General features: G+C 65.2%; 19 protein-coding genes. 8 read left to right on the forward strand and 11 right to left on the reverse strand.

All coding sequences use genetic code 11. The features are described from left to right. Positions 1–76: 76 nt before the first annotated feature. The 3 genes from BJF89_RS13885 to BJF89_RS13895 all read right to left on the reverse strand — a co-directional run bounded on the left by BJF89_RS13885 (position 77) and on the right by BJF89_RS13895 (position 4,052). The gene (locus tag BJF89_RS13885) at positions 77–931 is read right to left on the reverse strand and encodes a 3-hydroxybutyryl-CoA dehydrogenase (protein ID WP_075815669.1); all 855 of its coding nucleotides are present in this window, start codon (positions 929–931) and stop codon (positions 77–79) included. An 81-nt stretch (positions 932–1,012) separates the two neighbouring features. After that, positions 1,013–2,899 (reverse strand): BCCT family transporter, encoded by a 1,887-nt coding sequence (locus BJF89_RS13890; RefSeq protein ID WP_075815670.1) that lies wholly within the window; start codon positions 2,897–2,899, stop codon positions 1,013–1,015. Between the two features lie 349 nt (positions 2,900–3,248). After that, a complete protein-coding gene (locus BJF89_RS13895; RefSeq protein WP_255372662.1) occupies positions 3,249–4,052 on the reverse strand; it encodes a S1 family peptidase in 804 nt (267 codons plus the stop codon). Positions 4,053–4,153: 101 nt separating this feature from the next. Here BJF89_RS13895 and BJF89_RS13900 point away from each other — a divergent pair, with 101 nt between their 5' ends. Then, the gene (locus tag BJF89_RS13900; protein WP_083650829.1) at positions 4,154–4,756 is read left to right on the forward strand and encodes a DUF1990 domain-containing protein; all 603 of its coding nucleotides are present in this window, start codon (positions 4,154–4,156) and stop codon (positions 4,754–4,756) included. A 19-nt stretch (positions 4,757–4,775) separates the two neighbouring features. Here the strand turns inward: BJF89_RS13900 and BJF89_RS13905 are convergent, their stop codons facing one another. The 3 genes from BJF89_RS13905 to BJF89_RS13915 form a co-directional block, all read right to left on the reverse strand. Beyond that, positions 4,776–5,723: a D-isomer specific 2-hydroxyacid dehydrogenase family protein gene (locus tag BJF89_RS13905; RefSeq protein ID WP_075815671.1), complete on the reverse strand. Its 948-nt coding sequence runs from the start codon at positions 5,721–5,723 to the stop codon at positions 4,776–4,778. Between the two features lie 74 nt (positions 5,724–5,797). Beyond that, complete coding sequence (locus BJF89_RS13910) at positions 5,798–6,475, reverse strand: hypothetical protein (protein ID WP_075815672.1); 678 nt, start codon at positions 6,473–6,475, stop codon at positions 5,798–5,800. 78 nt (positions 6,476–6,553) lie between these two features. Continuing rightward, positions 6,554–7,312 carry a hypothetical protein gene (locus BJF89_RS13915; protein ID WP_075815673.1) on the reverse strand — a complete coding sequence of 253 codons (759 nt, stop codon included), beginning with the start codon at positions 7,310–7,312 and terminating at the stop codon, positions 6,554–6,556. A 238-nt stretch (positions 7,313–7,550) separates the two neighbouring features. Between BJF89_RS13915 and BJF89_RS13920 the strand changes: the two genes are divergently transcribed. After that, complete coding sequence (locus BJF89_RS13920) at positions 7,551–7,838, forward strand: hypothetical protein (protein ID WP_075815674.1); 288 nt, start codon at positions 7,551–7,553, stop codon at positions 7,836–7,838. 11 nt (positions 7,839–7,849) lie between these two features. Next, the gene (locus tag BJF89_RS13925) at positions 7,850–8,449 is read left to right on the forward strand and encodes a GNAT family N-acetyltransferase (protein WP_075815675.1); all 600 of its coding nucleotides are present in this window, start codon (positions 7,850–7,852) and stop codon (positions 8,447–8,449) included. Here BJF89_RS13925 and BJF89_RS13930 read toward each other — a convergent pair. Together BJF89_RS13930 and BJF89_RS13935 are read right to left on the reverse strand one after the other, a co-directional pair. After that, the gene (locus BJF89_RS13930) at positions 8,377–9,246 is read right to left on the reverse strand and encodes a CoA transferase (RefSeq protein ID WP_075815722.1); all 870 of its coding nucleotides are present in this window, start codon (positions 9,244–9,246) and stop codon (positions 8,377–8,379) included. The two genes, BJF89_RS13925 and BJF89_RS13930, sit on opposite strands and share 73 nt — an antisense overlap. Before the next feature lie 25 nt (positions 9,247–9,271). Then, positions 9,272–9,790 (reverse strand): hypothetical protein, encoded by a 519-nt coding sequence (locus BJF89_RS13935; protein WP_139312065.1) that lies wholly within the window; start codon positions 9,788–9,790, stop codon positions 9,272–9,274. Between the two features lie 104 nt (positions 9,791–9,894). Between BJF89_RS13935 and BJF89_RS13940 the strand changes: the two genes are divergently transcribed. The 3 genes from BJF89_RS13940 to BJF89_RS13950 are packed head-to-tail and all read left to right on the forward strand — an operon-like array spanning position 9,895 to position 13,261. Continuing rightward, on the forward strand, positions 9,895–10,698 hold the full coding sequence (locus BJF89_RS13940; protein ID WP_075815677.1) for a PTS sugar transporter subunit IIA: 804 nt from the start codon (positions 9,895–9,897) through the stop codon (positions 10,696–10,698). A 12-nt stretch (positions 10,699–10,710) separates the two neighbouring features. After that, positions 10,711–12,309 (forward strand): PTS ascorbate transporter subunit IIC, encoded by a 1,599-nt coding sequence (locus BJF89_RS13945; RefSeq protein ID WP_075815678.1) that lies wholly within the window; start codon positions 10,711–10,713, stop codon positions 12,307–12,309. Between the two features lie 19 nt (positions 12,310–12,328). Next, on the forward strand, positions 12,329–13,261 hold the full coding sequence (locus tag BJF89_RS13950; protein ID WP_075815679.1) for a 3-hydroxyacyl-CoA dehydrogenase: 933 nt from the start codon (positions 12,329–12,331) through the stop codon (positions 13,259–13,261). Here the strand turns inward: BJF89_RS13950 and BJF89_RS13955 are convergent. Together BJF89_RS13955 and BJF89_RS13960 are read right to left on the reverse strand one after the other, a co-directional pair. Next, on the reverse strand, positions 13,255–13,983 hold the full coding sequence (locus tag BJF89_RS13955) for a DNA alkylation repair protein (RefSeq protein ID WP_075815680.1): 729 nt from the start codon (positions 13,981–13,983) through the stop codon (positions 13,255–13,257). The genes BJF89_RS13950 and BJF89_RS13955 overlap by 7 nt on opposite strands. A gap of 13 nt (positions 13,984–13,996) precedes the next feature. Then, positions 13,997–15,781 (reverse strand): alkaline phosphatase, encoded by a 1,785-nt coding sequence (locus BJF89_RS13960; RefSeq protein WP_075815681.1) that lies wholly within the window; start codon positions 15,779–15,781, stop codon positions 13,997–13,999. A gap of 249 nt (positions 15,782–16,030) precedes the next feature. On the opposite strand from BJF89_RS13960, the gene BJF89_RS13965 reads away from it, so the two are divergent. Further along, complete coding sequence (locus BJF89_RS13965; RefSeq protein WP_075815682.1) at positions 16,031–17,029, forward strand: bile acid:sodium symporter family protein; 999 nt, start codon at positions 16,031–16,033, stop codon at positions 17,027–17,029. Here the strand turns inward: BJF89_RS13965 and BJF89_RS13970 are convergent. Then, positions 17,011–17,721 carry a hypothetical protein gene (locus BJF89_RS13970; protein ID WP_075815683.1) on the reverse strand — a complete coding sequence of 237 codons (711 nt, stop codon included), beginning with the start codon at positions 17,719–17,721 and terminating at the stop codon, positions 17,011–17,013. The two genes, BJF89_RS13965 and BJF89_RS13970, sit on opposite strands and share 19 nt — an antisense overlap. Before the next feature lie 118 nt (positions 17,722–17,839). Here BJF89_RS13970 and BJF89_RS13975 point away from each other — a divergent pair, with 118 nt between their 5' ends. After that, positions 17,840–19,246 (forward strand): MFS transporter, encoded by a 1,407-nt coding sequence (locus BJF89_RS13975; protein ID WP_255372663.1) that lies wholly within the window; start codon positions 17,840–17,842, stop codon positions 19,244–19,246. Positions 19,247–19,484: the final 238 nt, after the last annotated feature.

The following is a 19,484-nucleotide window of genomic DNA, read 5'->3' on the forward strand; positions in this document are numbered from 1 at the left end:
AAAGCTCTCCTTCGCTGTTGACGTAAAAAGGCTTGCACCGACGACTGTAGTGAATTGTCGACCGGTGTGCAGGGATCTATGCGTAGTCGTAGAAACCCTTGCCGGACTTACGCCCGAGGTGTCCCGCCTGGACCATGCGACGAAGCAACGGTGGGCAGGCGTAGGCGGGGTCCCCGAACTCTTCGAGCATGACGTCCGCGATGAACGCGCAGGTGTCGAGACCGACCATGTCCGCCAAGGTCAACGGGCCCATGGGGTGGCTGGCACCGAGCTTCATGCCGGTGTCGATGTCTTCCTTGGTGGCGACGCCCTGCTCGACCATGCGCACTGCGGACAGCAGGTACGGCACCAGAAGGAAGTTCACGATGAAACCGGACCTGTCCTTGGCCTGGATGGCGGTCTTGCCCAGGACCTCGGTGGCGTAGGTACGGGCGGTGTCCACGGTCGTCTCATCCGTGGTCAGGGCAGGGATGACCTCGACCAGGGGAAGCACCGGCACCGGGTTGAAGAAGTGCAGACCGATCACACGGCCGGGGTTCTCGGTGGCCGAGGCAATGGCCTGGATCGGCAGCGAGGAGGTGTTCGAGCACAGCGGTGCAGTCTTGTCCTCGACGATGGCATCCAGCTGTGCGAAAACGTCCTTCTTGATCTTCTCGTTCTCGATGATCGCCTCCATGACCAGTTCACGGTCGGCGAAATCCTCGAGCGAGGTGGTGAACGTCAGACGCGCCAGCGCCGCGTCGCGGTCCTCTTCACTGAGCTTGCCACGCTCCACTGCCTTGGCCAGGGACTTCTCGATCTTGGACTTACCGAAGTCCAGGGCCTCCTGCGCGGCCTCCCACACCAGGACATCGCTTCCGGACTTCGCCGCCACCTCTGCGATGCCGCCGCCCATCTGGCCTGCTCCGATGACGCCTACCCGCTGAACCATCGTGTTCTCCTTCGCGCTCGTGAAAATTGGTATGTGGATATATCTGCATAGTGTAACCGGGATCACGGTCCACAACGAACGCTACCCGGACCTGCCCGTCCGGCTTGTGTCGCCCTCCGGTTGAGTGCCCTCACCGGACTCGGACAGGTCGAGGTCCCCGAAAGCGTCGTAGTCGTCCGGATCCGCCGCGCCGATGTCCCCGACGACACCGACGTCCCCGGCGACGATGATGTTGCCCGGGACAATGAGGTTGCCTTCCTCGTCGTACGTCGCGACGGGGAGTTCATCACCGGTCTCGTCGTAGCCGGGGGCGGGCCTGCGCTCATTCTCCTCCAGTGCTTCGGGACTGTCCGTCTTCTCCCACTGCCTGGTCCTGGGTTCCGGCCTGGCGTGGTAGTCGTTGTTCATCCCCTTGAGAATCGAGTACATCATCACGAAGAACATGAGGAAGAACGGAAGCCCGATGATGATCGCGACCTCCTGCAACGCCTCGATACCTGCGTCGGGGGACATCACCAGGATGGCCGCGGCCACGGCGCCGATCGACACCGCCCACAGCACCCGCTGCCATGTCGGGGTGACGTTCTCCTCCCCGACCGCGAACATGTCGGTCACCAGGGCGGATGAATCTATGGACGTCACGAAGAAGATGGCGACCACGACAAGGGCGAAGCCGCTGACCACAGTGCTCCACGGCATGGTGTCGAGAAGAATGAACAGGGACGATGCCGCGTCCCCCTGCTCGACGACGGGGCCGGACACGCTCCCCGGGCTCTGCCGTTCAGCGTGCAACCCGGCATAACCGAAGACGGCGAACCACACCAGGATGAACAGGGCCGGCAGTGCCAGCACACCGCCGACGAATTCGCGGACAGTGCGTCCCTTGGAGATGCGCGCCACGAACATGCCGATGAACGGCGACCAGCAGATCGTCCAGGCCCAGTAGAAGACCGTCCACGTACCCTGCCAGCCTTCCGCCGTGATCTCGTCGGCGTCGGACCAGAACATCAGTCTCGGCAGCCACTCCGCATACAACGAGGCCGTGTCCATCGTGCCCCGCAGCAACATCAGTGTCGGCCCGGCGACCAGGACGAACAGCATCAGGACGACCGCCATGATGATGTTGATGTTCGAGAGGTTCTTGATGCCCTTGTCGAGCCCCGCCGCGACCGACCAACTTGCCACCGCGACGATGACGACGATGATGCCCACCAGCACGAGGGTCGAGCTGTCGATACCGAACACAGTGCCCAGGCCGGACTCGATCTGCAGGGTGCCGAGACCGAGGGAGACGGCGATACCGAACACGGTGCCGATGATCGACAGCGCGTCGATGAGCTTCCCCGGCCAGGAGTAGATCGCCCCGCCCAGGATGGGAGCGAAGATCGAGGACACCCGCGGGGGCAGGTTGCGCTTGTAGATGAAGTACCCGAGCGCCAGACCAGGCAGCGCGAAGATGACCCACATATGGATTCCGAAGTGGTACATCGTGAAGCCCATCGCCTGGTTGACGGCCTCATGGGACATGGGTTCCTCATTCTGCATGGGAACATTCACCGCGTGGTTGATCGGCTCCGCGACACCCCAGAACATCAGCACGCTACCCAGGCCACCGGCGAACAGCATGGCGAACCAGCTCTTCAAGGAGTATTCGGGTTTCTCGCCGTCCGGCCCCAGCCGCATCCGCCCGAAATGGCTGAACGCCAGGGCGACGAGGAACAGCAGCGCGATCGTCACGCCACCGACATAGAGCCAGTTCAGGTTGGTCATCAACCAGCCGGAGACTGTCGAGAATGAATCACGCGCACTGTCGCCGAAAACCACGCAGACCGCAACGAACAGGACGATGAATCCGGCGGACACCCAGAGGATGAGCGGATCCGGGCCACGCTTCTTCACCTCCTCCCCTGTGTCACTGCTGGTTGCCGTCCGACGGGCGGCAGGTGAAGTGTCAGGCGAAGAAGTCACATCGTATCCGGTTCCTCCGGACTGCGACCGAACGTAGCGTCGCACCCGGATGGTTGAGGTCAAGTGGACAACTGTTCTCCGAGTCTACAGGGAAATCTCAGGCTGGCCGTGAGACGACGAGGACCCTGCGGACACAGGCGACCCCCGGCTCCTGACGAACCGGGGGTCACCTGCTGACGTTTCAAGAGGAGAATGCTCAGCTGCCGTATACGGGGTCCTTTCGCGACGACCGTCCTGGATATCACCTCACCACCTGAGGTGGCGATGTCTCCGACAGTACGACGACGAGGTTGGAGAACCCTGACAGACCGCTGGAATGTCTGTCGGAGCTGTCTCAGACCTGGATACGTCAAATGCGGTCGAGGTGTTCACGTGTCCCGTCGAACGTGTTGAACAGGACCGGGGTGCCGTTAGACAACGTCCCCACGATGTGACGCTTCCCGTCCTTACCTGCCACATGGAGCGGACTGCCGGAATCTCCTCCGATCGCGGGGATCAACGCCGTGATCTCCTCCGTCTCGGCGTTCACGGCGAGCACCGGACCACAGGTGCGGCCCGACATCGTGCCGTCCTTGCACACGATGCTGCCCACCAGGTTCTGACTCACCGGCACCGGGTCACCCAGCGGCTGGCTCGCGCCCCGCAGGAAGTCGTCGAGCACCGGGATTCCGGTGTCGGCGGTGCTGGAGACCTGGCCCGGATCCGGGGTAACCGAGTCGTCGAGACGGAACCAGGAGAAGTCATCGAGCCCGGCGAAAGGTTCAAAAGGATTCGCGGTGCCCCCACGGATCACTCCACCGGCGTCGATGTCCTCGGTATCAGCGAGTAGACGGCCGTCCTTGGTGGAGATCTTCACTACCGGTGAACCGACCTCCTCCGGGTTGAGGCAGTGCCCGGCAGTGACACCGTAGAAAGTGCCGTCGCGCTCAGCGACCGAATTCAAGGTGCAGATCGACTCCCTGCCATCGGCTGTGGTGATGATGATGCCGTCACCGGCGTGGGTCGACGTCTCGGCCCCTGCGGTGGCCGGCAGTGCCATGGCAGATCCACCGGTCACGAGCGCGACCGCCATCGCTCCTGCGGACAGGATTCTGCCGATCGAGCGCCGCGGACGACCGTCGGAGCGTTCGGCTGACACGGTTGTTCTACGCATAATGCTGTTCCTTCGCTGAGCCGGGGGCGGTACGTAGGGGATTGTAGCGTGTCGCGGACACATATGCTCTCAGAGCAGAAAGTACCGGTACCCTTGTCCCCATGCCGTTTCGTCGTCCGTCTTCCCCACCGAAATCTCCGGACCGTCCCCAGACCGAGCGCGATCTGACTTATGCGCAGGACATGGCCGGGCTCTCCGCGTCGATCCGCGACATCGGCGACCATCCCGCGATCGCTGAGCGACTGCAGAGCGGAGGGTTCCACCACCTCAGCCACAGTCGTGTCATCGGACACGGAGCCGCCGACCGCGACAGGGCGCTGACGAACCTCTTTTCGGGACGGGCGCACCGTGTCGCTGGCGCGCCCCTGCACCGCAGTGGTACTCCCCTGTCGCCGGAAGCACCGGTCACCGTGGGAGACGTCGTCACCGTCACCCCTGGCCGGGGTCTGCTCACCCCGCTGGACTCACCCTGCCTGGTCCTGGCGGCAGGACCGTCCTCGATGATCTACGGCACACTGCCGGGGCACGTCGAGTGTGGCGAGGAGTTCTTCGGGGTGTCGCTCAACGAGGACGGCACGGTCACCGCCACGGTCAGTGCCTTCTCCCGCCCGGGACGCCTGATCACCCGATTCGGCGGCGCGCTCGGCCGCCGGATCCAGGCCAGGATGGCGTCCGCCTACATCAGGGGCATGGAGGCTGCCTGACCAGTCCGGGGTCGATCCGTCAGTAGCCCTTGGCGGGGTCCAGTTCCGTCGGCATGCGGTCTCCGGCGATGAATGCCCTGTAATTCTCCGCGACCGGCCCCGCCAGCTGGGCGTCCATCGACGCCCGGGTGTTCGCCGAATGAGTGGTGATGGTGACATTGTCCATGTTCCACAACGCATGACCGTCCGGGAGGGGTTCGGGGTCGGTCACGTCAAGGCCTGCCCCGCCGAGCTGACCTGAGTCCAGAGCGGCGACGAGGTCCTCGGTCACCACCACCGGGCCACGGGCGACGTTGATCACCGTGGCCCCGGGGCGGAACTCCGAGAAGAGATCCGCGTCGAACAGGCCCCGGGTCTGACCCGTCAGAGGAACGGCGATCACTGTGTGGTCGGCGGCGGCGACAGCCTCCTTGAGGTCGTCGATCGGGACGGTCCGCGCCGCACCTTCCACCGGATGACCGGTGCGGTTGACGGCGATGACGTCGGCGCCGAACGGGGAGAGCATCTCGATGAGGTGACGGCCGATGCCTCCCGCGCCGACCACCGCGACGGTCGCGCCGTGCAGCCACCGGGTGTTCTCGTCTACATCACGCCACACGGACCAGCTGGCCGCGCGTGCGATCCTCTTGTGCATGTGGGTGACCGACAGCAGCAGTGCCACCGCACTCTCGGCGACCTGACGTCCATAGACCCCGGAGGCGTTGGACCACCGGCGGTCCCCTTCCCGGCCGGCGGTGATGACTCCTTCGGCGAAGAAACCCTCGATACCTGCCTGGCACAGCTGGACCCATTTCACCCGGTCGGGGAGATCAGGGAAGTCGGCCGGAGCGACCCCGTGGCAGATGAACGCGTCCGCCTCCGCAAGATCGTCGACGAGCACGGCTCCGGCGTCCTCCAACGCCGTCCGCGTCTCGGGGAGGGGGAGCCTGGCGGTGAAGATGTTCAAGGGTGTTGTCTGTCGGGTCATGCCCCCAGTCATACCTTCTGTGCCTGAACTACCGCCCCGGCACCCCCGGACGTACCCCTGAACGTCGCCTACGGTCAGCCGAGTCGCTCACGGAGTTGGTCGAGGGTGTCGTTGAGCTGATCTTCAAGCCCCGGGTCGAGAGTCGGAAGATCAGGGAGATTGCTGGGCAGGTCCTCCAGTTCGGACGGGATCTCGATGTCACTGGGCAGTTCGAAGGGAGGAGCGGCCGGATCGTCCCCGGTCGTCTCCTGAGGAGCCTGCTCCTGGGTGGTTTGAGGGGCTGTCGAAGTCGTCGGGCCGGGTGCGGTACCGCCCTCGTCGTCATCACCGAACACGAAGACGACCAGAATCAGCGCGACAGCGACCAGAGCTGCGAGGACCAGCAGGATCACAGCCAGAACGCCTCGGCGCTTCTTTCCACCCTGAGGACCGTCCTGCGCGGCACCGAACTCCGGCTGGCCGTACTGCTGTTGTGCGTACTGCTCCTGTACGTAGGGGTCACCGTACGGCTGCCGGTAGTCCGGCTGCGCAGGCGGGATCACCTGTGTTTCATCGGCGTTGCCGTGACGGTACTGCGGAGGCTCCGGAGACGGCTGTTGAGCGCCACCGGACCACACCGTCGTCGGGTTCTCGTCGGGCGGGACATCGCCCGACCCCTGTGCCGAACCCGAACGGTCCCACGCCGTTGTCGGAGTCTCGTCCTCCGGGCGCTCACCGTCACCCTGCGTACCCCACCGACCGTTCGGGCTCATCGCCACGTCCTTTCCGTCTGGGCACGGTCATCGCCACCGTGCCCGGTCCACGAAAAGACTACCTCACCGACGCACTGGTCAGCGTGACAACGGAGCGTCCCACGGAACCGCCGGCACCGTGGGCAGATACGCCATGACGTCACCGGTCTGCTCGCCTGCCGTGCCGTAGGTGACCGCGGCGACGTTGAACAATGACCCGCCCACGGATGCGCTGGCCACAACAGACGGCCCCTCGTCGGACCAGCCCCATTTGGTTCCGGTCACGAACGGGAGGTTGTCGGTCCCCCAGTTCTGGCGTGTACCGTCCGCAGCCACCGGCTCGGCGGTCTCCATCCAGTGCAGGATCGGTGAGGACGGGTCGCGGAGCTGTTTCGCGCGCAGGAATGACGCCGCATCAGCCGCAGAGGTCGTCGAGTACCCCCAGTCGGCATGGCCGTCGGTCGACGACAATCCGTACTCGCGAGCGGTGGCGTTGATGCTGTCAGGGTACTTGGCGTAGAGCTGCGCAGCCGCAGCGTCGTCACTGGCACGCACCGCACGCTCCGACAAGGCACGGTCCGAGTCAGAACCGTCGCCGTGACGTAGGGCGTAATCGACGATGTACAACTTCACGATCGACAGCCCCGGCCGGGTCTCCCCGGCGTTGGCCGTCCCGCCGTTGTAGATCGGCGAGTTGACGGCGATGGAGGTCCTGGGGTTGATCGTGGGGAGGACCGGATCCGCTGCTGCCGGCACGACCGCGGCCACAGCACCGCCTCCGACGACCAGCATGCCGACGGCGGCGAGCCGGCAGGCCGCGGAAACCTTCCTCGACCTACCCCGGTTGCTGATATCCATCGTCTCTCCCTGTCTCTCGCTGACTCGTTCGGTCCACGCCCCGACAGCCCCCGTCCGACGATCGGTCCGGGGCACGTCAGGTACTGTCCGGGACGCCCAGGCACCCCATGTTATCCGTATCCGGGGTTGCCCGTGTACCAACCCGCAGGTCTGACCCACTATGCTCAAGGGCGAGTACATACGGGAGGACGTGACTACCTCCTGCTGATCCACTGCTGACTCACTCAGGAGAGATGAGATGACCCGCACCCGCCGGACCACCGCCCTACTCGCTGCCGCTGTTCTGGCGCTGGGGGCGACCGCCTGCCAACCGCCCAGCGAGAACGACAGTGAGCGAACCGCTCCGTCGACCGAGGTCACCCCGGACAGCGGCTACGAGGGTGCTGGTGTCCCGACGAGTTCATCTGCCAGCGGGTCCGCTGAGCCGTCCGAAACCGACACCATTTCCGGTGCCGACGGGGAACCGGACACTGTCGGCGACACCGAACCCTATGCGCCCGGGGCCCAGACCTCGCCCCTCTCGTAGGTCCACAGGCCGTGTCATTCTCCCCGGAGGACGATACCGGCCCTGCCCGTCTCGCCGATGCTTCTGACATCCCCTGGATTCAGGAGCTGGAACGACGCGCCGGCGAACCTTTCCGGTCGGTCGGGCTCGACGCCGTGGCAGATGACGAACCACCTGGTACCGCCGAGCTCGCCGCTGCTGTCGCCGACGGATGCGTCCTGGTCATCGACGGTGCCGGGACCCCTGCCTCCGGGCACCTTGCCGCGTGGCTGTGGGTGGGGACGGCGGACGGCGACTGTCTGATTGAACAGGTGTCGGTGGATCCGGCGTGCCGCGGGCAGAGACTCGGGACCCGGTTGATCAGCGTCGCCCTCGAACATGCACGTCGCCGGGAATTTCCTGCGGTATGTCTGACGACCTTCGTCGACGTTCCGTGGAACGGCCCCCTGTATCGCCGACTCGGGTTCCTTCCGCTCGCCGACGACGAACTGGGACCGGACCTCAGCGCGATCCGGGAGGACGAACAGGCGGCGGGACTGGACGTCGCCCGGCGCCGGGCCTACCGTCGGGCTGTCCCGTCCCGGACGCCGACGACCGGCAACTCGTGTTCGAGCGCCCACCTGGACCAGTAGTCCACGGAGTGTTCGCCGAAGAAGGCCCTCAACTGGTCGGCAGTCACGTCCAGTGGAGAACCCAGCCCCATCGCTTCGGCGAGCGCCACCGCGAAATGCGGTTCGATGGCGGCGACCGCAACGAACCCGTCCTGCGCCGGGTACATGCCGTAGAGCGGAAAGCCTCCTCCGAGAACCGCTCCGGGGCCTGAGAGCCCGAACCGCGTCGATGCAGCGAAGTCATCCACAACCTGGGCCAGACCGACCTCGCGGAACTGCCCCTCCCCCGACATCCTCGCGCGGAACACGGCCGCGAGACCGTCAGCGACGGCACGCTCGGCACCTCCCAGGTCTGCCACCGGCAGGGAGGGCATCACCGGCCCACCCCCGGCCATGGCGATCGTCCCCGCCTGCGCCTGATAGGTCAGATCATGACCCGGGGTGTCTGCGTCGTCGCCCTCACTGCCGACGATCGCCACCTGTGACAGCGTGGGGTACCGAGCATGCAGGGTTTCCCAGCCAAGACCGAGCCTGGCCAAGGCGCGCGGACGGTGCGAGGTGATCAACAGGTCCGCCGTCCCGAGATACCCGTGAAGTTCCCGCTGCCCTGCCTCGTCCTTGAGATCCAGGGTCACGGCCTGTTGGCCCGCGGTGAAGTGTGCGTAGTATCCGGGCGCCGCAAGCGCCAACGGGTCGCCGGCCGGTGGCTCCACTTTCGTCACCGAAGCCCCCAACCGGTGAAACCGGTGGGCCGCTGCCGGGCCCGGCAGATTCACTGCCAGCGAGACGACATTCACACCAGTCAGAGGTCGATCCATGGTCATGATGCTACGCGGGCCGGACTCACGCCACCGTCGTTTCCGGAAGAAGCATGGACCCGGCCATCGCCACGAAGAACGCGGCGAGGATGACCACCGCAACCGTCTTCCAGCGCCGCAGGGGCAGGACGGGGAGTTCCTCGGGCGGGGCGAACATCGCCTGCTCGTCGCGGGCGAGAAGGTCCCAGTTCGCCTGGTACGCCTGGTGGGACACCATCCATTCAGACAGTGTCTTTGAGTCCCTCCGGTTGCACACCAGCCAGTACGCGCCGGGAACGAACATCATCGCACCGAACCCGATGCTCAGCAGTGCGTCCGCCGCCAGACTCCCGGCGTCCGACGACAACAACGTCAGGACCATGAGCACCCCGAGGACCGCACCAGCCCAGGCGAAACACTTCTTGGCCATGGTCGGCCGGTACTTCCGCAACCGTTCCCGTGGATCCATGGCGGTAGCACTCACGTACGAGGCCACGTCCTCCGGGATGCCCCGCCCCGGTTGATCATAGGGGTTCTGCGCTGAATAGCGACGCTCTTGTTCCACTGGACTTCCTCCTCAAACGGTGTTGTCCCTCTGAGACTACGACACACCACGGACATGACCCGAGCTCTCCTCCGTTCCCGTTCGACGCCGATAGTATGTGCCTCATGAGCACCCTCACGTCACTTCTGTCCGAGGACCGGATCGCCCTGGATGTCGACGCCACCGACTGGAAAGCCGCTGTCAGCTGTTCCGGGACACTCCTGGAAGACACCGGTTCCGTCGACCACGCCTACACCCAGGCAATGATCGATTCCGTGGTGGACAATGGCCCGTACATCGTCGTGGCCCCCGGCTTCGCGTTCGCCCACGCCCGTCCCAGCGACGCCGTCCACGAGACCGCCCTGAGCTGGGTGCGCCTGGCTGAACCGGTCGCTTTCGGACATGAGAAGAACGACCCGGTCACTCTGGTGGTAGCACTGGCGGCGACTGACGCGACCACGCACACCAGTGCCATGGCACAACTGGCCCGAGTCGTCGGACGGACCGCGACCCGCACGAAGCTGGATGCGGCGCAGAGTCCCGCGGAGATCCTCGCCATCCTCGACGGACGGGACGGGCAGGACGAGAAACCCGAGACGTCCTCCTCCGTCGCAGAAGGGGGCCGGTACCCCGGGGGCGACTCACGCAACCACATCCTCACTGTCTGCGGGAACGGGCTGGGCACCAGCCTGTTCCTGAAGAACACCACCGAGGACGTCCTCAAGCGGTGGGGATGGAATGCGCTGATCTCGGTGGAGGCCACGGACACCATCTCCGCGAAAGGTAAGGCGAAGGATGCCGACCTGATCCTCACCTCCGGTGAAATCGCGAAGACGCTGGGTGACCCCGGCATACCGGTCCGGGTCGTGGAGAACTTCACCAGCGCCCGCGACGTCGATGCAGCGCTGCGTGCGCTCTACGCCCTGTAAAGGAGAACCACCATGGACTGGTTGCTCGCCATCCCGCAGTTCCTCGTCAACGAGATCCTCGCTGTCCCGGCGTTCCTCATCGGTATCTTCACCGCCATCGGCTTGATCGCCATGCGGCGCAGTGCCGGACAGGTCGCCGGCGGTGCCATCAAGGCGGTGCTGGGATTCCTGCTCATCGGCGCCGGTGCCACCCTGGTCACCGCCTCACTCGACCCTCTCGGCGTGATGATCGAGGGGGCCACCGGCATGCACGGCGTAGTCCCCACCAACGAGGCCATCGCCGGCATCGCACAGGAGGAGTTCGGTTCCCAGGTCGCCTGGCTGATGATCCTCGGCTACGTGGTCAGCCTGCTGTTCGCGCGTTTCACCCCGCTGCGGTACGTCTTCCTCACCGGGCATCATGTGCTGTTCATGGCGACGATGATCACCATCATCCTGGTCACCGCGGACTACGCGGACTGGATCGTGGTCGGTCTGGGCGCGGTCCTGCTCGGCGTCCTCATGGTCTCCCTCCCCGCCCTGGCCCACCCCTGGACCCGGAAGGTGACCGGAGACGACTCCGTCGCGATCGGACACTTCGGCACCGCCGGCTACATCGCCGCCGGCGCGGTAGGCAAGGCCGTCAGTGGAAAGGGAACCAAAGCGTCGCCGTCCGCCGAGGACCTCAAAGTCCCGGAGGGCCTCCGGTTCCTGCGGGATTCCATGGTGGCCACCGCCCTGTCCATGGTGCTGATGTACCTCGTCCTGGCGATCCTGTACGTGGTTCGCGCCGGTCAGGACGAGGCGTTCACGGCCTTCGGTGACGACTCGGTCGCCACCGACATGGGGAACTACCTGATGCAGGCCGTCACCCAGGGCCTGCAGTTCGGTGTGGCTGTGGCCGTCATCCTCTTCGGTGTCCGCACGATCCTCGGCGAGCTGGTCCCCGCGTTCCAGGGCATCGCCGCCAAGGTCGTCCCCGGTGCCATTCCCGCCCTGGACGCCCCGATCGTGTTCCCCTACGCGCAGAACGCCGTGCTGATCGGTTTCATCTCCAGCTTCTCTGGTGGCCTGGTGGCGCTCGTCATCCTGTCGACGTGGCTGAACCCGGCGTTCGGCGCGGCCCTGATCCTCCCCGGCCTGGTGCCCCACTTCTTCACCGGCGGCGCTGCCGGTGTCTACGGCAATGCGACGGGTGGGCGCCGGGGAGCGGTCGCCGGCGCCTTCGTCAACGGCGTGATCATCACGATCCTGCCAGCGTTCCTGATCAACGTACTCGGTGACCTCTCGGGAGAGAACACCACATTCGGCGACGCCGACTTCGGATGGTTCGGTCTGCTCATCGGCAATGCCCCTGCAGGTGTGTGGGGTCTCGTCGTCATCGTCGTCGTGGCTGCCGCGGTCCTTGTCGCCGCACTACTCGTCCAGGGAAAGCTCGTGGACGGTCACTGGGACGCCGCGCCCGGGCGGAAGGGCGGAAGCTGGATCGGTGAGGGCGCAGCGACGGACATCGACGGGCCCTCAGAATCTGCCGCTGCGACCACGCCAGCCGCACCTGCTGACGGAACCTCGTACCCGAAGATCGCACCTCCCAAGGGCGCCCCGGTTCCTCCGCCACCGCCGGAGTCATGACGGGCGTACGTTGGCGGACATGAGTGAAAACAGCACTAATGAGAACAGTCAGCTCACCGCCGTCACCGTCCTGGGAACCGGCGTCCTCGGCTCCCAGATCGTGATGCAGGCCGCTTACGCTGGAAAGAACGTCGTCGCCTACGACATCAGCCAGGAGCTTCTCGACAAGCTCCCGGAGCGGTGGGAGTGGATGCGCGGATACTACTCGACCGACGTCACCGGGTACACGCCCGAACTCTTCGACGAAGCGATCTCCCGGATCCGTCCGTCCACGGACCTCGTCGACGCCGTCAGCGGTGCCGACGTCGTCATCGAGGCGATCCCCGAGAACCTCGAGCTGAAGAAGCAGGTCTGGTCCCAGGTCGGGGACGCTGTTCCCGACCACACGATCCTGCTGACCAACTCCTCGTCACTGCGTCCCTCGGACTTCGCCGACGCTACCGGGCATCCGGACCGTTTCCTGGCGCTGCACTTCGCCAACCTCGTCTGGAAGTTCAACACTGGTGAGGTGATGGCGACTCCGAAGACCGACCGGACCGTGTTCGACCGCACCGTGTCATTCGCCGGGGAGATCAACCTCGAAGCCATTCCGATCCGCAAGGAGATCCCCGGCTACCTCCTCAACAGCCTGCTGATCCCGTGGCTGAACGCCGCGGCCGGACTCTACGTCGCTGACGCGGCCAATCCCGCCGACATCGACCGCGACTGGAAGATCGCTACCGGAGCACCGTCCGGTCCCTTCGAAGTCTTCGACACCGTCGGCTTCAATGTCTCGGTGAACATCACCCGCGGGAATGCGGAAGCCACTGAGGCGGAGAAGGCCTTCGCCGACCTTCTCCAGGCACGCGGGATCGACAAGGGCCGGGCGGGGCTCGGGGACGGTGTCGGGTTCTACGAGTACGACGCCGAGGGAGAGATCGTCCGCCCGAATCCCGACTGGGAGATCTACTGATCCGACTGCCGTGACACCATCTCGGCGATCCACGCCGGGGCGTACGGAGACGTGCAGTTCTTCGGCGTCGGATAGTCCTTGAGGACGCCGAGTCGCTCGCCGATCGACACGGCCCGGTCCCGGAACTCCGGGTAGTGGATACCGATCTGGGCGAGACACTCGTTCTGCGCCCACTGCAGCCGTTCCCCACTGTCAGCCATGGTGCTCTCAATGGTGTCGAGCAGACCACGGAGCTCCGCCGAGGTCACCTCGTCCGCGCGCTTGACCAGCCTCTGCGTCGCCAACGCCCATCCGGCAGACGCGACCGTCGGATCAGAGACGTCGAACCACCGGGCCTCGAGTTCATCAGCGCTTCCGCTCTTCATCACCACGTAGCTCAGCAACCAGTTGTGGACTTTCGGGGCCCGGGCGTCGCGCAGCATCTCGTCCAGATTGTCGGCATCCAGTACTTTCGGCCGTACCAGAAGCGTCGCGACCAACCGACACGCAGAGTCACCGGTCTGCCACAACGCCGTGCCGATCTCGTGTTTCACCGCGGCCGCTCGGCCGGTACCCGTCTCTTTCGCCACCGCGCGGAGCTTCGTCAGGTTCACTGCGTGGTCGTCGCCGTGGCGTTGATTGACCTTCAGGATGTCTCCGTCCGCCAGGCGGGACAGGGCGTCCCGGACGTCGGCGACAGCGCTGTCGACCACTGCCGGGGAAGCAGGGTGGGGTTCAGTCATGCCGCCATCCTAATCACGCCGTAGCGTAGGCCGTCCGGGACCGGTCGAGCTCACCTCCTGCAGGACGGACGCCCGGATCTCCGGCACGGGTCTGCCGACTCGTCGTGTAGGTGACCGGGTCTGACGGGCCGAGGACGTTGCCGTGGTACCAGTCCACCTGGGTCCGTGACGGGTCCACATCGACCACCATCATTCCGTGTCGGCTCAGGTCGACGTACTTGTACCAGTGGTCCACATCCATGAGCAACCCTTCCCCCAGCCGCAGAGCCTCCCTGACCGCAGGTGCGGCGGCACTGGTCGGCACAATCGAATCGAAGGCGCTCGCAGCGGTCACCGACGGCACGATGAACTCTGCGGCCGCCACGGTCGTGTCCCGGCCCAGCCGGTACTCTCCGGCCTGTGCGGGGATATCTGCAGCCCACGAGGAGTGGATGTCACCGGTGAGGAAGACGACGTTCATTCCTGGACCGTCCGGGCCGGATGCCCCGGTCATGATGACGTCAATGATGCGCTGGCGTTCCGCCATGTACCCGTCCCACTGGTCCGTGTTCAGCGCTATACCCTCTGGTGGCAGGCCGATCTTGTCGACCAGCCAGTCGTGCAACCGCGGATCAAGTGAGTGAGGCAGGGTCATCGGAGCGAACATCACGGAGTTCCCGACCAGTTGCCACGTGGTCGTTGATGTCGTCAGGACACCTGCGAACCAGTCGAACTGATTCTTCCCCATCATCGTGCGACCGTCCGCAGCCGCGGAGATCGGAGAACCCTGCAGGTCACGGTACGTTCGGAGATCAGGGAGGATGAGTTCAGCGAGCGTACCGTAGCGAAGGTGCCGGTAGAGGTGCCGACTATCGTCCGTACCGAACCCCTGTCCCGCACGTACAGGCATCCATTCGTAGTAGGCCTGGGTCGCCGCCTGCCGCACCGCCGCATACTCCTGCGCCCCGCCGTAGTCGGAATCACCGGTCGCACCGTCTCGCCACGCGTTGTCGAAGAACTCATGGTCGTCCCAGATACAGATCATGGGCTTGGCGGCGTGCAGGTCGGCAAGGTCGGGGTCCCGGTGGTAGTGCCCCTGACGGACCCGGTAGCCATCGAGCGTGCGGGTGCGTTCACGCGGTTCCACGGTCCGCACGATTGTGCCGTAGGCCGCGCCGTATTCGCCGGAGTCGTACTCGTAGGTGTAGTCACCCAGATGCAGGACGAACTCGACGTCATCGCGGTCAGCAAGTTCCCGGTAGGCACGGAAGTATCCGGCCTCGTAGTTCGAACACGAACACACCCCGAAGCGGAGATGATCCGGTGCGACATCGTCCGCGGGCGTGGTGCGGGTTCGCCCGGTACGGGAGACAGCGCCTGCCGACGGCCCGTCCAGCACCGTGAACCGGTAGTAGTAGGTGGTGGCCGGGGCGAGGCCTGTGACATTGACTTTGACGGTGTGGTCTCGGTCCGGTCCGGTGACTGCTTCCCCTGCTACGGCCATGTCGCCGAAACCGGAGTCCGTGGACACCTCCCAGTGCACACGGGTCGAGTCTCCCGCACCGGAGCCCGGTGTCGCCTGGGGTACGGGCGTCACCCGGGTCCAGATAACGACGCTGTCGGGCCACGGGTCACCGGAAGCAACAGAATGCAGGAAAGCTCCGCTTCCGGGCGCCCCGCCGCCGGCGCTCGCGACCGCTCCGGACCACCAGGACGTGGTACCGCCGACGGCGAAGCCGGCACCGGCAGCCACAGCACCGGTAAGGAACCGTCGTCTCGTCACCCCCGTCCCGGCAGGTGAAGGTGGTGTCGTTGTCATCGGCCTCTTCGGCACAGCGTGGTTCTCCGTCTCTGATCCGGGCCGCCGAACTGTCTCCGGCGACCTCGACGGAGGTTCACGGTAATGGCCTTCCGGCATTCCTGCTGTTCAGAACCATATTCTTTTGCCCACTGTTGGTCAGATATTCATCCGCGATTCAGTTATGCCGCCAGACACACTTCTCGTTGTATGAGATTTTTCGGTTCATATTTTGGGAAAACACTAGACCTGCCGTTAGATTCGGACACCATGACGAATCACGACTCCCGCCCAGCCTCGGAGGACCGATCTGCAGCCATCGCAGTCACGGCCTTCCCCCTGTTCATACTTGCCGGCACCGTCGTCGCGTTCGTCGCGCCGGATCCTTTCATCCCGCTGACGGACTACATCAACCTCTTCCTCATGGTGATCATGTTCGCCATGGGGCTGACGCTTACGGTGCCGGATTTCAAGATCATCGCCAGACGCCCCACCCCGGTGATCATCGGCGTGGTCGCCCAGTTCGTCATCATGCCGCTTCTCGCGATCGTCGTCGCCAAGGTTCTGGGACTCAACCCTGCGCTCGCCGTGGGCCTTCTGATGCTGGGGTCCGTCCCTGGTGGGACCGCATCCAACGTCATCGCCTACCTCGCCAAAGGGGATGTGGCGGTCTCAGTCGCGATGACCAGTATCTCCACCATCGTCTCCCCCGTCATGACACCGGCGTTGATGCTCCTGCTCGCCGACACCCGCACAGAGGTCGACGGCGCCGGAATGGCACTGACCCTCGTGCAGACCGTGCTCCTACCTGTCATCGGCGGGCTGGTTATCCGCACCTTCCTCAACCGGTGGGTCGACAAAATTGCCCCCGTCCTGCCGTGGCTGTCGATCGTCGGTATCGGCGGCGTGGTCTTCCCTGCCGTGGCGAACAATGCCGAACGACTGGCCCAGGTGGGCATGATCGTCTTCGCTGCCGTACTGCTGCACAATCTCGGCGGCTACGTCCTCGGCTACCTGACCGGGCGTATCTTCCGCCTGCCGGAACCGGTCAACCGCACGATGGCCATTGAGATCGGTACCCAATCCGCCGGCCTCGCCTCCGGTATGGCAGGACGGTTCTTCTCACCCGAGGCAGCACTCCCCGGCGCCGTCGCCGCGGTGATGCACAACATCACCGGTGCCGTCTACGCGGCCCTGGTTCGACGTCGCCCCGTCACCGGACAAACAGCAGTGCAAAAAGCAGCGGCAGATCAACCGACGATGTCGTAACTCCCGGCGGTCACGCGGGTGGTGACACCGTCAGCCGTGATCAGGGCGGCATCAGGCTGCGTGAGGTCAACCACGAACCGATCCCCGACGCTGGTGACGCTGCCGTCCTCGAGTCCACCCGCATTATTGACACCCGCGACATTGCCCAGCAGGGCATACAGCTCGGGATCCCCACCTGCACGGTAGGCGACCCCGTTGGCGTCGCCACCGCGCGTAGCGTCCCAGCCGGCATGGAAGTTCTCCGCCTGGCACCCCCAGTCGAAGCCGTCAGCTTCCTGACTCTCCCGGAACATGCAGATCATCGTGTCCTGCCCATTCAGCGGGACAGTGTAGTCGGCAAGCTCGACGTGGTTCTGCTGGGGTGCGGTGCCCTCCGGCGGCGCCTGCGGTTCGGGAGCAGGGTCGGGGGCCGGACCTCCGTCTTCGACGGGTGCTGCTCCCGGCGTGGGCTGCGGTGCGGATTCCTTCTCACCGTCGCCGGCCGGACCCTGCTCGCTGGTCATGCTGTTGGAGACTGCGGCATCGTCCGGGTCTGCCGTGACAGCTCCCCCACTGCCCTGTGCCTCCTCGACGCCTGCTCCGTCGGTGTCACAGGCGGTGAGAAAAAGCCCGGCGGCTGTCACTGCAGCGAGCCCTGCCGCGGGCAGGAGCTTGCGTCGTCGAGTTCCGGTCACATCACGCACAGGGCTCATCTCCAGTATCTGTAGTTCACAGCAGTGTCACCACCACCGTGCCACACCAGTCCGGTACTGCGCTACAGAACGCTCTCCGTCAGCGCCTCCCCGCCGGCGTTTCGCTACGATGGAACAAATGGCGATGTCAGTCTTCCGGGACCGCCGCGGCCCCATTCTCATAGCGATCATGCTGTCCTCGGCCCTCATGGCCGTGGATTCCACCGTGCTGGCAACAGCGGTCCCCAGTATCGTCGCGGACCTCGGCGAATTCTCCCGCTACCCCTGGCTGTTCTCGGGGTACCTGCTCGCCCAAGCCGTCACAGTGCCTGTGTTCTCCAAACTCGCGGACACATACGGCCGCAAGCCCGTGATCCTCACCGGCATTGCGATTTTCATCCTCGGTTCCACTCTCGCCGTCTTCGCACCCACAATGACCGTCCTGATCCTCTGTCGAATCGTTCAGGGAATGGGCGCGGGAGCCGTCCAACCGATGGGTCAGACTATCGCCGGCGACATATACACCGTGCGCGAACGGGCGAAGGTCCAGGGGTACCTGGCCAGCGTCTGGGCAATTTCGTCGATGTTCGGGCCGTTGATCGGCGGGCTGTTCTCCCAGTACGTCTCATGGCGCTGGATCTTCGCGATCAACATTCCGCTGGGCCTTCTCGCCGCTGTGATGGTGTGGCGCAATTTCCGCGAGGACGTCGAGAGGACACGGCACCGCATCGACATTGAAGGCGCCCTCGTCCTCACACTCGGGCTGACCCTACTGCTGCTCGGACTGCTGGAAGGCGGTGAAGCGTGGGCCTGGGTCTCGACTGCATCGCTGGTGTGCTTCGCCGGCGGAGTGGCTGCGCTGGCACTGTTCGTGTTCATCGAACGCCACGCTGCGGAGCCGGTGGTCAACCTGCGGCTGCTCTCCCGGCGACTCATCGTCCATGCCGTGCTGATCTCAGCCGCGATCGGCGGGATCGTACTGGGGCTGACGAGCTTCGTGCCCACCTACCTCGAACGGGCTGCCGGAGCCACACCCGTGGCTGCCGGCATCGCCGTCGCGGCTCTGACCATCGCCTGGCCCCTGGCCAGTGCGAATGCCGGCCGAATCTACGTCCCCCATGGATTCCGCGCCTCAATCACACTGGGGGCCTCGATCGTGATGGTCGGCACGCTCCTGCTGCTCCTGGTGGTGGGTCAGCAGAACATCTGGCTCGTCGTCGCCGTCGCGATCGTCCTGGGATCCGGGCTGGGATTCACCGCCGCACCAAATGTGGTCGCCGCGCAGTCATCAGTCGGGTGGTCGGAGCGTGCCGAGGTCACTGGACTGACGATGTTCGCCCGCTCGGCGGGTAGTGCTGTCGCGGTCGCGGTGTACGGCACGATCTCCAACACCATCATCTCCAGCGGCGGAGGGGACTCCGACCCCGCCACCGTCGTGGATGCCACACGGGGCGTCTTCTATGGTGTTGTCGCTGCTGCGCTGCTCCTACTCGTGGCGGCATGGACTCTGCCGAAGGTGAAGGGAACCCAAGATAGGGACACATAGCCGCACCGAGAAGTCCCGGGCATGCCTGTGTACTCGACGATCAAGGTCGTGACCGTCGAGTAGCTGCCCGGCACCCCTGCCTGCGGGGTGGGCCTGTCACACCGGGTGCCGCGCCGGGGACAGTGGCCCGGCGGCGATCGTGGTGACCCGACTGCCGCCGGGGCCGTGCCAGTGCAGGGTGAGGGCATCGTCCGGGGTGCTGGGTTCCCAGATCCCAGCGGTCTTCAACCTGTGATGC

The sequence above is a fragment of the Corynebacterium sp. CNJ-954 genome, assembly GCF_001942345.1.
Taxonomy (GTDB): domain Bacteria; phylum Actinomycetota; class Actinomycetes; order Mycobacteriales; family Mycobacteriaceae; genus Corynebacterium.

What these genes read in the sequence shown, in the direction of transcription:
- BJF89_RS13885 (WP_075815669.1), bottom strand. Translation starts at nt 931, where the DNA reads ATGGTTCAGCGGGTAGGCGTCATCGGAGCAGGCCAGATGGGCGGCGGC.
- BJF89_RS13895 (WP_255372662.1), bottom strand. Translation starts at nt 4,052, where the DNA reads ATGCGTAGAACAACCGTGTCAGCCGAACGCTCCGACGGTCGTCCGCGG.
- BJF89_RS13900 (WP_083650829.1), top strand. Translation starts at nt 4,154, where the DNA reads ATGCCGTTTCGTCGTCCGTCTTCCCCACCGAAATCTCCGGACCGTCCC.
- BJF89_RS13905 (WP_075815671.1), bottom strand. Translation starts at nt 5,723, where the DNA reads ATGACCCGACAGACAACACCCTTGAACATCTTCACCGCCAGGCTCCCC.
- BJF89_RS13910 (WP_075815672.1), bottom strand. Translation starts at nt 6,475, where the DNA reads ATGAGCCCGAACGGTCGGTGGGGTACGCAGGGTGACGGTGAGCGCCCG.
- BJF89_RS13915 (WP_075815673.1), bottom strand. Translation starts at nt 7,312, where the DNA reads ATGGATATCAGCAACCGGGGTAGGTCGAGGAAGGTTTCCGCGGCCTGC.
- BJF89_RS13920 (WP_075815674.1), top strand. Translation starts at nt 7,551, where the DNA reads ATGACCCGCACCCGCCGGACCACCGCCCTACTCGCTGCCGCTGTTCTG.
- BJF89_RS13930 (WP_075815722.1), bottom strand. Translation starts at nt 9,246, where the DNA reads ATGGATCGACCTCTGACTGGTGTGAATGTCGTCTCGCTGGCAGTGAAT.
- BJF89_RS13940 (WP_075815677.1), top strand. Translation starts at nt 9,895, where the DNA reads ATGAGCACCCTCACGTCACTTCTGTCCGAGGACCGGATCGCCCTGGAT.
- BJF89_RS13945 (WP_075815678.1), top strand. Translation starts at nt 10,711, where the DNA reads ATGGACTGGTTGCTCGCCATCCCGCAGTTCCTCGTCAACGAGATCCTC.
- BJF89_RS13950 (WP_075815679.1), top strand. Translation starts at nt 12,329, where the DNA reads ATGAGTGAAAACAGCACTAATGAGAACAGTCAGCTCACCGCCGTCACC.
- BJF89_RS13955 (WP_075815680.1), bottom strand. Translation starts at nt 13,983, where the DNA reads ATGACTGAACCCCACCCTGCTTCCCCGGCAGTGGTCGACAGCGCTGTC.
- BJF89_RS13960 (WP_075815681.1), bottom strand. Translation starts at nt 15,781, where the DNA reads ATGACAACGACACCACCTTCACCTGCCGGGACGGGGGTGACGAGACGA.
- BJF89_RS13965 (WP_075815682.1), top strand. Translation starts at nt 16,031, where the DNA reads ATGACGAATCACGACTCCCGCCCAGCCTCGGAGGACCGATCTGCAGCC.
- BJF89_RS13970 (WP_075815683.1), bottom strand. Translation starts at nt 17,721, where the DNA reads ATGAGCCCTGTGCGTGATGTGACCGGAACTCGACGACGCAAGCTCCTG.
- BJF89_RS13975 (WP_255372663.1), top strand. Translation starts at nt 17,840, where the DNA reads ATGGCGATGTCAGTCTTCCGGGACCGCCGCGGCCCCATTCTCATAGCG.